The organism is Paenibacillus sp. sgz302115, from assembly GCF_056120445.1.
In genome coordinates this window covers 12413-25786 of sequence record NZ_JBVYOK010000003.1, presented here as the reverse complement: position 1 = coordinate 25786, position 13374 = coordinate 12413, and the positions used below count along the sequence as shown (strand labels likewise).

Below are 13374 nucleotides of genomic sequence, written 5' to 3'. Positions count from 1 at the left end.
CGCGGGAATTACCATGCCATTATCTTATCAAATTAATGCAAACCAGCAGCAATCCGTTAAAGCCGTAAAATATAACGATTAGACGTTGCCGCGAATCATTGCTGTAACCCCTGTGCGTGAGAGCTCTTTAATGCCATATGGCTTAAGCAGCTCAATCATCGCATCAATCTTCTGAGTATCTCCAACCACCTGCACCAGAAGGCTGGTTGAGCCGATATCCACTACTGACGCGCGGAAGGTTTCGACAACACCCATAATTTCCGGCCGTTCCGCCGGCTCAGCTTTGACTTTGATCAAGGCCAGCTCCCGGGCAACCATTGGTTTGGAGCCGAGGTCCACGACCTTGATCACATCAATCAGCTTGTAGAGCTGCTTCTCAATCTGCTCCAGCGTGTGCTGGTCACCCAGCGTAACGATTACCATACGGGACAGCCCGGCTTCCTCAGACTGTCCAACGGTAATACTCTCAATATTGAAGCCCCGGCGTCCGAACAGTCCGGAAACCCGCTGCAGCACACCTGGCTGGTCATTCACAAGCACTGAAATCGTATGCCTCATCACTGTCATTCATCCCCCATCAGCATTTGATCGATGGTTGACCCTTGAGTTACCATCGGGTAGACATTTTCGTCTTTGGGAACAACGAATTCTACCAGAACGGGTCCCGGCGTTTCCAGTGCTTCTTTCCACGCTGCGCCAGCTTCTTCTTTGTTCGTTGCCCGAAGTCCTTTTACACCATAAGCCTCAGCCAGCTTGACAAAATCCGGGCTGCCTCCGAGATCGGTGTAGCTGTAGCGCTTCTCATAGATGAGATTCTGCCACTGCCGGACCATACCCAAAACCTGGTTGTTGATGACAACAATTTTGACCGGTATGTTGTTGAGCGCACAGATGGCAAGCTCCTGGGAGCACATCTGCATGCCTCCGTCACCGTTAATGGATACTACCAGCCGCTGCGGCTGAGCCATTTGCGCTCCGATGGCCGAAGGGAATCCGAAGCCCATTGTTCCAAGTCCCCCGGAAGTAATCCATGAGCGGGGATGATTGAACTGATAATATTGCGCAGACCACATCTGATGCTGGCCTACATCCGTAGTAACAATCGCCTCACCCTTAGTGGTGTCATTGATCATTTGAATAACCCACTGCGGTTTCAGCTCAGTTTCCGAATCATTGTAACGCAGCGGATAATCCCGCTTCCACTCCGCAATCTGGCTTCTCCATGCATCGGCATTGTTAGCCCGGCTTACATCAGGAATCAGCATTTCAAGTACCGTCTTCACATCGCCAACAATCGGAATATCAGCCGATACATTTTTACCGATTTCCGCCGGATCAATATCAATGTGGACAATTTTTGCTTTTGGCGCAAAGCCGTCCAGCTTGCCGGTCACACGGTCGTCGAACCGGGCACCGATATTAATCAGCAGATCACATTGCTGGATAGCATTGTTCGCGGTATAAGTCCCGTGCATGCCGGGCATTCCCATCCACAGCTCATCCGCACTTGGATAACAGCCCAGCCCCAGCAGGGTTGTGGTGATTGGAATTTGCGTCCGCTTCACGAATTCGTGCATCGCCTCATGAGCTCCTGAGTAGATAACGCCCCCGCCTGCAATGATGATTGGACGTTCTGCTTCGGAAATGGCACGAACCAGCTTGTCGAGCTGAAGCTTGTTCGGAACGGTGCGCGGATTGTAGCCGCGAAGATTGACGCCTTGCTGCTGTACCGGTGTAAACAAGGTTTGTGCTGCCGATACGTCCTTTGGAATATCTATCAACACTGGACCCTTACGTCCAGTATTAGCGATATGGAATGCTTCATGAATAATGCGCGGCAGATCTTCAACATCGCGTACAAGATAGCTATGCTTCGTAATTGGCATCGTTATCCCTGTAATATCCGCTTCCTGAAACGCATCGGTACCAATCAGGCTGGAAAATACGTTCCCGGTGATTACAACCAGCGGAACGGAATCCATAAAGGCGGTGGCGATGCCCGTCACCAGGTTGGTTGCTCCCGGGCCGGAGGTTGCAATGCAAACGCCCACTTTGCCGCTTGCTCTGGCATAGCCGTCAGCCGCATGAATCGCGCCTTGCTCATGCCGTGTCAGAATATGCTTGAAATCGTCGAAGCCGTGAAGAGCATCATAGATGTACAATACCGCTCCGCCGGGATATCCGAATACCGTATCTACACCTTCCAGCACCAGACTGCGCAGCAGGACTTCGGAACCGGTAATCACCTCCGGCTTCTTCCATTTCTCACGTAACTGCTCTGTAGACCGCACTTCTGGTATTTGCGCGCTCATCAGTATTCCTCCCTTCGATAGTTAACATTCATTATGCAAATGACAGACCGTCTTTTATACAACAGTTAAGGTTCTTGGCAACAAAAAAACCTTTCGCCTCCCACGCGCAGAAGAGAAGCGCGTGAGGGACGAAAGGTTGATCTTCCGTGGTACCACCCATGTTTGCATTACATCTCACGATGCAACGCCTTATCAGGTAACAAAAATCCATCGATGTAGGCAGGGCCCAAATCTTTGTAACCTGAAGTCCCTAACGCGGACCAAACGATTCCCCCTAATAATTCCACCACTCTTGCCGATGGACCTTTCAGGGAAACAGCTCCGAGGTGAGCTCGTATATAAGGGATTCTGGTGGAGGTTGCAGCAGTTCCTCTCACTCTCTGAGCAAAAGAGCCCTTAAAACTTCGTCCTCATCATTGCCGATGCATGTATATTCGATAAAATGTTTAGACACATTATATGATTCCTCACACGGTTAGTCAATACCCTCTTTTCCGAGAATGTCACAAAAACATGTTCTATTTTTTTCGGAACGCCCACACCACTGCGGGCATATGATGTACGACAATGCGTGAAGGGGGCGCTTTTATGATTCGTTACCGCAGACCCAAGCAGGATGACACCGTCATTCTTGAATTAATTGAAAAGCAGCTGGTGCCATTATCGCATCTTCCGCAGACCGTGATCAACCAGGTCCGAAAAGATCTGCCCCGGCGGCTGGGGCAAGGGGTTACTCTTGTAGCTTGTCCCGATTATGAGAGCGATCCGCTGGGGTTTGTCCACTTCATGCTGCACGGTGATTTGCTATATATAGATATGCTGGCCGTTACCCCTTCCGCAAGACGAAAACGCTGGGGAAATTTACTCATGGACCGGGCGGAACGGTTTGCACTATCACGCGGATGCCTGAGGGCCAAAGTATCGGTGGATTCCGGGAATGCGCCAGGCGTTTCCTTTTATCAAAAATTGGGCTACAGCGTAGCCCGTTATCAGCCGCAAAACTATTGCTATGAATTCGAAAAACAATTGGACAGCAGATTCAGAGCCTAAAAGAACACGCCAGGACCTGGTCCGTAGGGGCCATAGGGTCCAGGAACAGGGCCGTAGCCACCATAAGGGACGCCAGGATAACCATAGCCTCCATAAGCATATGGAGCCGTGCCAATAGCCAGCAAATCAAACAGCACCAGCGGAATCAATGCTTTTGTTTGTACTTTTTTACCGTTCATTTGTTTTAAAATGAGGCGATTTCCCGAAACGCGAACCAGCTTGCCCATCACTTTGGAGCCATCCTTCTTAACTGCAACAATGTTTTTACCCACCAGCTTCATCACATGCTCCTTCGTTACCGGCTGTACCATAATTATCCCTCCTAAAATGACTTCATCTCAAAACAGTCTATTCGCAGACATGCATCTTCGCCTGTACGCTTGCCCCTCTGACTTCACTAGATCAGTTAAACTATAGATTTTCATATTGGGGTTTGGTCGTAACTGCGGGGAATGTTTGGATTTCTGTACTTCTGCCCTTTTTATGTTTTCATCAGTCCTACTGATAGATGTTTCAACAAAAAAAACGCATTTCCGAAAAAACCGGAAATGCGTTTTTACAAGTAATGACCAAGGACTAGCGCTTGCTAGGGTCGTAAGGTTCACCTAATGCCTTAGGAGCCGAAGAACGGCCAACCGCGCTGACCAGAACAATAATAGTCAATACATAAGGAATCATGAAGATGAATTCCTGAGGAATGTTTTTGGACCATTCGAACAATTGAACATAGTTGCGGATCGCTTGGGAAAATCCGAAGAAAACAGCCGCGCCGAAAGCACCAAGCGGATTCCATTTCCCGAAGATCATTGCCGCAATGGCGATAAAGCCCTGACCGGAAATCGTATTATGCGCAAAAGTACCTGTTGTCGTAAGTGTAATCGTGGCTCCGCCAATACCAGCGAGCATGCCGCTCAGCATGACGCCGATATATCTCATCCGTTTCACGTTGACGCCCAGAGTATCCGCAGCACTCGGATGCTCGCCGACAGCGCGCAAACGGAGCCCAAACGGGGTCTTGAAGAGCACGAAATAAATTACAATAACCAGTATGATCGCCAAGTAGGTTGTCGGATAGGAATTAAATATCCCTTCACCGATAACCGGAATCTCGGAGAGCTTGGGAATCGCTATCTTGCTGAAGCCATCCAGAAGTGGTGTTTCACCGGCTCCGTCGAAGATCAGCTTTACAACATAAAGGGTGCTGCCGGCTGCCAGAAAGTTAATTACCGTACCACTGATGGTCTGGTCAGCCTTAAACGTAATCGACGCAACAGCATGAATCAGCGCACCCAGTACGCCCACTGCCATCGCACACAGCACGCCAATCCAAGGAGCCCAAGCTCCCATGCCGGCATCCTGAGCATAATATCCGCCCACCGCTGCGGCAAAAGCACCGAACATCATCAAGCCTTCAAGTCCGATATTTACAACACCGGAGCGTTCAGAGAAGATGCCCCCGAGGGCAGCAAATATCAGCGCTGTGGAAAAAACAAGCGTTGTATTGAGCAATTGGCCTAATACTACTACATCCATCTATAACACCTTCTCTTTCTTGCGCTTGAGGTAGAACGGTTTAAGCACCCAACGCACTATTCCTTGAGCCGCAATGAAGAAAATAATTGAGCCAATGACAATACGGATCAGTTCGGGAGGAACATCCGCTCCAAAGCTCATTCCCGCAGAACCATAGGTTAAAGAACCGTACAGGATAGCGGCCAGGATTACACCCAGCGGATGCGTCAAGCCCAGCAAGGCAACAGCGATACCGTCAAAGCCGTAGCCTGGCGATGCCGCAAAGACGGATTGGTAATGGAATACGCCAAGCACCTCTCCAGCTCCCGCTAATCCGGCAAAAACACCACTAATGAACATCGCCTTTATAACGTTGCGCCCGACGTTCATCCCTGCATACTCAGCAGCATGAGGATTCAGACCAACCGCACGCATTTCGTAGCCTTGTTTGGTTTTCCACAAATACACATAGAAGAACACGGCTGCGCAAAGCGCCAGGACTGTTCCCCAGTGCAGACGGGCATTATCAAATATTGAATTCAGGAACGTCATTGAGAGCGAAGCCGGAATGTCCTGCGAACGGTTCTGTCCGGGAAGCAGCAGGAACGTTCTGACAATATAATTGGATAAGAAAAGCGCAATCCAGTTCAGCATGATTGTAGTAATAACTTCATTGATCCCGCGTTTCGCCTTCAGGTAACCGGCAATGCCTGCCCAGAGACCGCCGCAGAGGCCGGCAATGATCACCGCAAGCGGCACCAGCACAAATGTCGGGATGCTGCCGGCAAACTTAATTCCAACTACAGAAGCTGCAGTCATACCGATCAGCACCTGACCGTCCGCACCGATGTTGAACATCCCTGAACGGAAGGCAAAAGCCACCGCAAGCCCTGTGAACATCAGCGGCGTCATTTCGCGTATTGCTTCACCGAAGTCATACGGAGTGCCGAAAACGCGTTTAAACAGTGCGGAGTATGCGGCAATAGGGTCGTAGCCGCCGACCAGCATAACAATGGCTCCTACCAGGAAGCCCATTACAATCGCGACCAATGGAACAATATAGCTGTCGGTCGCAAAGATTTTTTTGAATCTAGACATCCGCATGGCCTCCCCGCTTCAAGCTTCCCGCCATCATCAGACCGAGCTCCTGATCATTCGTATCCTGCGGGAATACTTCGCCGACAATCTGCCCTTCGTAAATAACGGCAATTCTATCGGACACATTCATAATTTCATCCAGCTCAAAAGAAATCAGCAGCACAGCCTTGCCTTGGTCACGCTGTTCGATGAGTTGCTTCTGTACAAATTCAATGGCTCCGACATCGAGACCACGCGTTGGCTGGGCCGCAATCAGGAGTATCGGATTCTTATCTATTTCCCGCGCAATAATCGCTTTTTGTTGATTACCGCCCGACAAGGAACGCGCTTTATTCTCAATAGAAGGAGTACGCACATCAAACTGCTTGACTAATTTTTCGGCATGCTGATCAATAACTTCTTTGTTAAGGAAGCCATTCTGGTTATAAGGGCTCTTATAATACGTCTCGAGAACCATGTTCTCACTTACAGTAAAGTCGAGCACCAGACCGTGCTTATGACGGTCCTCCGGAATATGGGACACGTTCATCTCAGAAATTTTGCGTGGAGACAGATTGGCAATTTCTTTGCCGGATACTGTGATGGACCCGGAATCAATTTTGCGCAGACCGGTAATCGCCTGAATCAGCTCGCTTTGTCCATTGCCGTCGACTCCTGCGATGCCCAGAATTTCGCCAGCCTTCACTTCAAAGCTAAGTCCATTGAGTACAGCGACACCTTCCTTGCTCTTGCTGCTGACATTAGACAGCTTCAAGACACTGGAGCCGATCTGCGGGGCCTGCTTGTCCACCTTGAAGGTTACGCCGCGTCCCACCATTTTTTCGGCCAGCTCATTAGGATTCGTATCTGAAGTCTTCACAGTATCTATGACTTTACCCCGGCGGATAATGGTAACCCGGTCAGAAATCTGCATAATTTCTTTAAGCTTGTGTGTTATAAGAATAATGGACTTGCCCTCTGCAACGAGCCGCTTCATAATCGCCATAAGTTCCGTAATTTCCTGCGGCGTAAGCACAGCGGTAGGCTCGTCGAATATAAGTATATCCGCTCCGCGGTACAGGGTCTTCATAATTTCTACCCTTTGCTGCATGCCGACCGAAATGTCATGAATCTTCGCATTCGGATTGACTTGAAGGCCATACTGCTCCGATAGCTTGCGGACCTGCTCCGCGGCGGATTTATAGTCGATTTTAAGACCTTTTTTCGGTTCCATACCCAGAACGATATTCTCGGTTACCGTAAAAGGCTCTACAAGCTTGAAATGCTGGTGAACCATCCCAATGCCAAGCTCAATCGCTTTATTGGGACTATCAATAATAACCGGTTTCCCGTCGATTTCGATGCTGCCTTCATCGGGCTGGTACAGTCCGAATACGATATTCATCAAGGTCGATTTGCCTGCCCCGTTCTCACCAAGCAGCGCGTGAATCTCCCCTTTTTGCAGCGTCAGACTAATGGAGTCGTTCGCGACGATACCGGGAAAGCGTTTTGTGATTTGCTTCAACTCTACGACAGGAGCCGCAGCACTCATGGAATCACCCTCATCACAGAATATATATATTGCCATAGACACGGCTGTACCGCCCCTTAAGGACGGCACTGCTGTGTTCCTATTACGGATACTTTAACAGGGAACAAGGCCAGCTCAATAACCGGCCTTGTCGTTGTTTATTATAGTCCAGCTAGAAAATGTGAATCGGGATTACTCAGTAGGAACTTTGATTGTTCCGTCAACAATTTTTTTGCTGTATTCGTCAACTTTGGCAAGAATTTCAGCGGATACGTTAGCTTTGGATGTTTCAGGAAGGCCTACGCCGTTGTCTTTCAGACCCAGTACAGTTGTAGTGCCGCCTTTGAATGTTCCGTCAACAACCTGTTGGGAAACTTTCTTAACAGCTTCGTCAACACGTTTGATCATGGAAGTCAAAGTTACGTCGTCGCCAAATTCCAGGGATTGGTCTTTGTCTACGCCGATAACCCATACTTTAGTGCCGCCTGCTTTGTTACGGGATTTAGCTTCGTTGAATACGCCGTTACCTGTTGCGCCGGCAGCAGGGAAGATGATGTCATTGCCAGCATCGTACAGAGTAGCTGCCAAGGATTTACCAGTATCTGGTTTGTCATAAGCACCTGCATAAGTAATGGTTACTTTTGCATTAGGGTTTACAGCTTCCACGCCAGCTTTGAAGCCAACTTCAAAACGTTTGATAACCGGGCTTTCCATACCGCCGATGAAACCTACTTTGTTGGTTTTGGTTGTCAAACCGGCAACCACACCAACCAGGTAGGAACCTTCGTTTTCGGAGAAAGTAACAGACTCAACGTTAGGAGCTTCTACTACGCTGTCGATGATCGCCAGATTAGCGTTAGGATTCTCAGTAGCAACCTTTTTAACAGCGTCGCCAAGATCAAAACCAATACCCCAAGTCAGGTTGTAGCCGCCTTTAACAAATTGGTTAAGGTTCGGTTCATAGTCAGCATTGGATTTACTTTGCAGATATTTGATTTCAACGCCGGATTCTTTTTCAAGAGCCTGCAGAGCTTCCCAAGCGGATTGGTTAAACGATTTGTCGTTTACTCCGCCTACGTCAGTTACGAGACCAATTTTAACATCTGTTTTAGGAGCTTCAGTTGGTGCTTCTGTTGCTTCGGCTGGTGCGTTAGTTGCTGCTCCAGCGTTAGTGCTTGCTGCATTGTTTGTTTTGTTGTTGTTTCCGCAGCCTGCCAGAATGACAGTGAATGCGAGCAACATAACAAGAGAAAGCTGATAAACCTTTTTCATTGATCGAGTTCCCCCTTAAGAAATTGGATGTCTTCTGTGTTCTGCTTGGACATACCATTAGCTCAAATTATACCTGCTAAAAAACCTAAAATCCAGTCTATTAATGACCTCAGGTCAATAATTATTTGCATTTTTTCACAAGAAATCGCTTACTATGACACGACATGTCAACAAAAAGCTCAAATCATGTTAGAAATCCTCGAATTTCCATCTTCAGCTCTGGGGCACTATAAATAGTATTGCACAGAGATTGGTTTTCTATTATCATGAATGTTTACATATTGTATGAAAAGGGAGTACTGACAAATGGATGACAAGAATCAAAACAACCCTCAAGCTGCGCCTGCCTCTAAATTCTGCCGTGAATCCCGTGTTTTCAAAACAGGACGTGTGTTTCCTAATGATGTAAACAATCACAAAACACTGTTCGGCGGCAAGCTCATGAGCACCATTGATGAAGTCGCCTCCATCTCCGCCATGCGCCACTGCCGTACCAACGTGGTGACCGCCTCTGCGGATTCCGTGGACTTTCTCCTGCCGATCAGACCCTCGGATTCCGTCTGCTTCGAATCCTTCGTCTCCTGGACAGGCCGAACCAGTATAGAGGTATTCGTCAAAATCATCTCCGAGAACCTATATACAGGCGAGCGCGCTGTTGCCGCGACTTCCTTCCTGACCTTCGTTGCTGTTCATGAAGACGGCACTCCGGCCCCCGTTCCGGCGATTGTCGCTGAGACCGATGAAGAGAAGCTCATCAGCGAATCTGCAGCCGAGCGTTCTGAGCTGCGCAAGATCAGAAGAACAAGCAGCAAAACACTGGCTTCCCAGCTTAGTACCACAAAATATTGGGAATAGCAAGGCGGTTATTTACGCCACAAAAAAGCACCGTCACACGGGATACCCCGCAGGCGGTGCTTTTCGGTTACTTCTAAGCTTTACGCGTTGATCTTCTCTTTGGCTACTACAGCCAGAGAGTTGAATGCGTTAATGTCGTTTACTGCCAGGTCAGCCAGCATTTTGCGGTTCACTTCTACGCCAGCCAGCTTCAGGCCGAATACAAGCTTGCTATAGGAAAGACCGTTCAAACGGGCTGCAGCATTAATACGAACGATCCACAGTTTACGGAAGTTACGTTTAGTCTGACGACGGTCACGGTATGCGTATACCATCGACTTCATTACTTGCTCGTTAGCTGTTTTGAAAATGCGATGCTTGGAACCGAAATAACCCTTTGCCAGCTTCAATACTTTTTTATGTCTACGACGAACTACAAATCCGCCTTTAACTCTTGCCATATTAATAAACCTCCCAAAAATGTGTGATAAAACTATTTCAAGTTAGCTAGTCCTTGTTTCAAACGTCTTACATCCCCAGGGGCCATTACTGGATTGCCGTTCAATACGCGTTTTGCGCGTTTCGATTTGTGGGACAGCAAGTGGTTCTTGTGAGCTTTGTAACGCAGTACTTTGCCGGATCCGGTAATCTTGAAACGGCCTTTCAGACTGCTGTGGGTTTTCATTTTAGGCATGGTGTTTCCTCCTTGAATATTATGCGGCGCCAAATTGCTGTGCAAGTGGCTCCAAATTTATTGGGCTTTGGGAGCCAAGATCATAATCATGCTGCGGCCTTCCAGCTTAGGCTGGCGCTCAACAACAGAAATCTCTTCCACTTCACTCTTAACACGTTCCAGGATCTTCTGACCGATGCTGGCGTGTGTAATCTCACGTCCGCGGAAACGTACGGAGCACTTCACTTTATCGCCTTCACCCAGGAACTTGACCACATTGCGGAACTTGGTCTGATAATCATGTTCCTCAATGTTAGCACGGAACCAGACTTCCTTGATGTCCACGACCTTCTGGTTCTTGCGCGCTTCCTTCTCTTTCTTCTGTGTTTCATAACGGAACTTGCCGTAATCCATGATGCGGCATACTGGCGGCTTCGCCTGCGGCGCTACGTTGACTAAATCCAGATTAAGATCAATCGCCATTTGCAACGCTTCGCGAATTGGCTTGATGCCAATTTGCTCGCCTTCCGCTCCAACCAAACGGACCTCTTTGGCCCGAATTTCATCATTGATCATATGTTCCTTACTGATAACTCTCCACCTCCGGATCTACTTAGGCAATAATTTGTTTGCGGTTCTCCATTAAAAAAGGGGTGCCGGTAACTCCCGACACCCCGTTTGATCAACGTTCATGAATTATACATCCATAAAGCATTGAGATCAAAACCAGCTGGCGTATTTGCCAGTCAGGTGAGAAGCCGGTGCTTCTGCTTGCAATCCCTATGTTTTGCACACTTGAATACTATACATCACTCGGGCAAGGAGTGTCAATAGCACCCGGAAATATTTTCTCAAAAACTTCTGCAGCCAGTTCTTACGATACCTGTTTGCTCTGCACTTCCTCAAGCCTTACGACACGCGTATGCTTGGTATGGCTCCATTGCTTGTTGTTCTGCGTGAAAAACGCATAGAACGTGATGGGATACCAGGAGATCAGGTAGATTGGGAAAACCAGCAAATACAGATATACCTTCTTGAATTTGACCTTCTCCAGCGCCATTGCGAGCAGGAACGTCAGAATGTTGGCTCCAACCGCGAGATAGCCAAGCCAAAGCGGTAGTTGACCATAAATATTGGCAATATGCGGACCATCGAACAGCGAGTTGTCGACCCACATCACCGCAGTCATCAGGAACGTCAGCAGCACGATGTAGACATTGGCCCCGTAGAGCGCCAGGTCAAACTTCGTCAGACTGCGTTCTTTAATACTTTGCCATAGCAAAGGAAAGAAATAACGGCGGGCAACTGTAAAGTGCCCCTGCATCCAGCGCAGCCGCTGTCTCGAGGAAGCCTTGAACGTCAGCGGCTTCTCATCAAAAACCTTGGCGTCATAGTTGAATCTTGGGTAGACGCCCTTCGATGCGCTGCGCATCGTAAATTCCAAATCCTCAACCAGACTTGTTGCTCCCCAGCCCATTTCCTTCAGCAGGTTGGTCTCGAAGCACATGCCGGTACCGCCAAGAAAGTTAGCCATATTCAGATTATGGCGCGACAGCTGCCATAACCGGTTGATGTACCAGTAAGATACGCCGTAAGCGGCGGTAATCCAGGAATCCTCAGGATTCTTAGTGTCAATGTAGCCTTGAATAACCCGCGCCCCTGTGCAGAGATCATTGTTCATCTCCGTCAGGAATTCGGTATGCGCCAGGTTGTCCGCATCGAACATCACCACAGCGTCATATTGCCGCGGCATCGCCCACAGCTCCTTGAGCATCCATTCAATCGCATAGCCTTTGCCGCGCAGATTGGTGTTGGTGCGGACGCAGGCATTCATGCCATGCTCTCTTACAATTTTTGCCGTACCATCCGTACAGTTGTCGCAAATAACGAATACATCGTACAGTTCCTTAGGATAATTTAGCTGCTTCAAATTCTCCATCAGCGCGCCGACGACTTCTTCCTCGTTGTGTGCGGCAACCAGTACAGCAAATGATTTTTCCGGAGCGAACTTAGCCTTGTTCTTTTGCTTGTGCAGTCCGAACAATGAAAAAGTAAACTGATAGACTGCGATTGCCGCCAAGATCACTTGGAGCGTAACAAACACTGCGTCTGTCATGACCTTTTGATGCCCCCTTTTCACTCTTGGTGTTCTTTTTTTTCTCTCTTTTACTTGATAAACGTTCTTTCTGACCCTTTTGTTGCATCCCTTACAGTAAGACCAAGAGCATTCCCTTTTATTGGCGAGGCAGGCTTGCTGTTTTATTTATCACGTTAAAAATCGGTGTACGGATTTCCACTTGAGGGACTCCTTTTTTCTCTGTTACCTTTTAAACGTGTTCTGCCTGCTTGAATCATTGTAAGGCGTAAGGGGTTCCCAAGTCAAAACTGGCATTTTCCGAGCTTAACCGAGCTTTTCCTTGAAATGGACTGCCTGAAAAAAGTATGATAAAGACAGCTTTAAGGGATATACCAGATTACTGCAGCCTGCGCGCCTGTTATCTTCAGCCGTACTATTCGGAGGGAACAAGATATGAGACATTTATTTATGAGATTACATCTCTTGGAGCGGCGCCTGTTCAAGTGGATTAACGGAAGCTTGCACAACCCATTTCTGAACTTCTGGCTCTTCTATCTTACCCATCTGGGAGGAGCTACAAGCGCCATCGGCATAAATGTGCTGGTCTGGGCGCTATCTCCGCAGCCGTGGAGAACGACGGGACTTCAGGCTCTTGTTTCCTTGACGGTCAGCCACATTCCTGTCGCCATCGCCAAGAAGCTCTACCCGCGAATGCGGCCGTATCTGGCACTTCCGGGAACAAATACATTTCGCAATCCGCTTAAGGATCATTCTTTTCCTTCAGGCCATACTACAGCTATCTTTGCCTCTACGGTTCCCTATATGGCAGCCTTCCCTGCCCTGACCGTTATCCTTCTGCCGCTCGCCTGCATCGTCGGATTCTCCCGGATCTATCTTGGACTGCATTATCCGTCCGATGTTGTTGCAGGGGCCGTGATCGGTACCGGCGCCGCTGCAGGCACAATTGCCTTGTGGTTCTGATGCCCGGCACTGCACGTACAATTCGGACCAGCGAAAACCATTGCGAAAACAGGTG

Annotated in this window: 14 protein-coding genes; 3 read left to right on the top strand and 11 right to left on the bottom strand. The window is 48.6% G+C overall.

Annotated elements, in window-relative coordinates:
• Positions 1-78 precede the first annotated feature (78 nt).
• A complete protein-coding gene (ilvN, locus tag AC0LWN_RS08380; RefSeq protein WP_458964414.1) occupies positions 79-567 on the bottom strand; it encodes an acetolactate synthase small subunit in 489 nt (162 codons plus the stop codon).
• Positions 564-2312 carry a biosynthetic-type acetolactate synthase large subunit gene (gene ilvB, locus AC0LWN_RS08375; protein WP_474664202.1) on the bottom strand — a complete coding sequence of 583 codons (1749 nt, stop codon included), beginning with the start codon at positions 2310-2312 and terminating at the stop codon, positions 564-566. Before ilvB ends, ilvN begins: the two co-directional genes overlap by 4 nt.
• 588 nt (positions 2313-2900) lie before the next feature.
• On the opposite strand from ilvB, the gene AC0LWN_RS08370 reads away from it, so the two are divergent.
• Positions 2901-3362: a GNAT family N-acetyltransferase gene (locus AC0LWN_RS08370; protein WP_474664200.1), complete on the top strand. Its 462-nt coding sequence runs from the start codon at positions 2901-2903 to the stop codon at positions 3360-3362.
• Here AC0LWN_RS08370 and AC0LWN_RS08365 read toward each other — a convergent pair.
• From AC0LWN_RS08365 to AC0LWN_RS08345, 5 genes are all read right to left on the bottom strand, one after another.
• Complete coding sequence (locus AC0LWN_RS08365; protein ID WP_474664198.1) at positions 3359-3673, bottom strand: hypothetical protein; 315 nt, start codon at positions 3671-3673, stop codon at positions 3359-3361. The two genes, AC0LWN_RS08370 and AC0LWN_RS08365, sit on opposite strands and share 4 nt — an antisense overlap.
• A gap of 265 nt (positions 3674-3938) precedes the next feature.
• Entirely contained in the window at positions 3939-4895 is a 957-nt protein-coding gene (locus AC0LWN_RS08360; protein ID WP_474664196.1) for an ABC transporter permease, read from the bottom strand.
• Complete coding sequence (locus tag AC0LWN_RS08355) at positions 4896-5972, bottom strand: ABC transporter permease (protein WP_458964419.1); 1077 nt, start codon at positions 5970-5972, stop codon at positions 4896-4898.
• Positions 5965-7503, bottom strand: coding sequence for an ABC transporter ATP-binding protein (locus AC0LWN_RS08350; protein WP_474664194.1), 1539 nt, complete (start codon positions 7501-7503; stop codon positions 5965-5967). Before AC0LWN_RS08350 ends, AC0LWN_RS08355 begins: the two co-directional genes overlap by 8 nt.
• A gap of 171 nt (positions 7504-7674) precedes the next feature.
• Positions 7675-8754, bottom strand: coding sequence for a BMP family lipoprotein (locus AC0LWN_RS08345; RefSeq protein ID WP_474664192.1), 1080 nt, complete (start codon positions 8752-8754; stop codon positions 7675-7677).
• A 306-nt stretch (positions 8755-9060) separates the two neighbouring features.
• Here AC0LWN_RS08345 and AC0LWN_RS08340 point away from each other — a divergent pair, with 306 nt between their 5' ends.
• Positions 9061-9609 carry an acyl-CoA thioesterase gene (locus tag AC0LWN_RS08340; protein ID WP_458964422.1) on the top strand — a complete coding sequence of 183 codons (549 nt, stop codon included), beginning with the start codon at positions 9061-9063 and terminating at the stop codon, positions 9607-9609.
• Between the two features lie 80 nt (positions 9610-9689).
• Here AC0LWN_RS08340 and rplT read toward each other — a convergent pair whose 3' ends face one another.
• From rplT to AC0LWN_RS08320, 4 genes are all read right to left on the bottom strand, one after another.
• Positions 9690-10049, bottom strand: coding sequence for a 50S ribosomal protein L20 (gene rplT, locus AC0LWN_RS08335; RefSeq protein WP_458964423.1), 360 nt, complete (start codon positions 10047-10049; stop codon positions 9690-9692).
• Between the two features lie 32 nt (positions 10050-10081).
• Complete coding sequence (rpmI, locus tag AC0LWN_RS08330) at positions 10082-10282, bottom strand: 50S ribosomal protein L35 (RefSeq protein ID WP_019912828.1); 201 nt, start codon at positions 10280-10282, stop codon at positions 10082-10084.
• Between the two features lie 57 nt (positions 10283-10339).
• Positions 10340-10837, bottom strand: coding sequence for a translation initiation factor IF-3 (gene infC, locus AC0LWN_RS08325; RefSeq protein ID WP_458964424.1), 498 nt, complete (start codon positions 10835-10837; stop codon positions 10340-10342).
• Positions 10838-11135: 298 nt separating this feature from the next.
• Positions 11136-12377 carry a glycosyltransferase family 2 protein gene (locus AC0LWN_RS08320; RefSeq protein WP_474664188.1) on the bottom strand — a complete coding sequence of 414 codons (1242 nt, stop codon included), beginning with the start codon at positions 12375-12377 and terminating at the stop codon, positions 11136-11138.
• A gap of 414 nt (positions 12378-12791) precedes the next feature.
• Between AC0LWN_RS08320 and AC0LWN_RS08315 the strand changes: the two genes are divergently transcribed.
• Entirely contained in the window at positions 12792-13319 is a 528-nt protein-coding gene (locus tag AC0LWN_RS08315) for a phosphatase PAP2 family protein (RefSeq protein ID WP_458964426.1), read from the top strand.
• Positions 13320-13374: the final 55 nt, after the last annotated feature.

Excerpts from the sequence above, each read along its gene's own strand:
- ilvN (WP_458964414.1), bottom strand. The coding sequence starts at position 567 with ATGACAGTGATGAGGCATACGATTTCAGTGCTTGTGAATGACCAGCCA.
- ilvB (WP_474664202.1), bottom strand. The coding sequence starts at position 2,312 with ATGAGCGCGCAAATACCAGAAGTGCGGTCTACAGAGCAGTTACGTGAG.
- AC0LWN_RS08370 (WP_474664200.1), top strand. The coding sequence starts at position 2,901 with ATGATTCGTTACCGCAGACCCAAGCAGGATGACACCGTCATTCTTGAA.
- AC0LWN_RS08365 (WP_474664198.1), bottom strand. The coding sequence starts at position 3,673 with ATGGTACAGCCGGTAACGAAGGAGCATGTGATGAAGCTGGTGGGTAAA.
- AC0LWN_RS08360 (WP_474664196.1), bottom strand. The coding sequence starts at position 4,895 with ATGGATGTAGTAGTATTAGGCCAATTGCTCAATACAACGCTTGTTTTT.
- AC0LWN_RS08355 (WP_458964419.1), bottom strand. The coding sequence starts at position 5,972 with ATGTCTAGATTCAAAAAAATCTTTGCGACCGACAGCTATATTGTTCCA.
- AC0LWN_RS08350 (WP_474664194.1), bottom strand. The coding sequence starts at position 7,503 with ATGAGTGCTGCGGCTCCTGTCGTAGAGTTGAAGCAAATCACAAAACGC.
- AC0LWN_RS08345 (WP_474664192.1), bottom strand. The coding sequence starts at position 8,754 with ATGAAAAAGGTTTATCAGCTTTCTCTTGTTATGTTGCTCGCATTCACT.
- AC0LWN_RS08340 (WP_458964422.1), top strand. The coding sequence starts at position 9,061 with ATGGATGACAAGAATCAAAACAACCCTCAAGCTGCGCCTGCCTCTAAA.
- rplT (WP_458964423.1), bottom strand. The coding sequence starts at position 10,049 with ATGGCAAGAGTTAAAGGCGGATTTGTAGTTCGTCGTAGACATAAAAAA.
- rpmI (WP_019912828.1), bottom strand. The coding sequence starts at position 10,282 with ATGCCTAAAATGAAAACCCACAGCAGTCTGAAAGGCCGTTTCAAGATT.
- infC (WP_458964424.1), bottom strand. The coding sequence starts at position 10,837 with ATGATCAATGATGAAATTCGGGCCAAAGAGGTCCGTTTGGTTGGAGCG.
- AC0LWN_RS08320 (WP_474664188.1), bottom strand. The coding sequence starts at position 12,377 with ATGACAGACGCAGTGTTTGTTACGCTCCAAGTGATCTTGGCGGCAATC.
- AC0LWN_RS08315 (WP_458964426.1), top strand. The coding sequence starts at position 12,792 with ATGAGACATTTATTTATGAGATTACATCTCTTGGAGCGGCGCCTGTTC.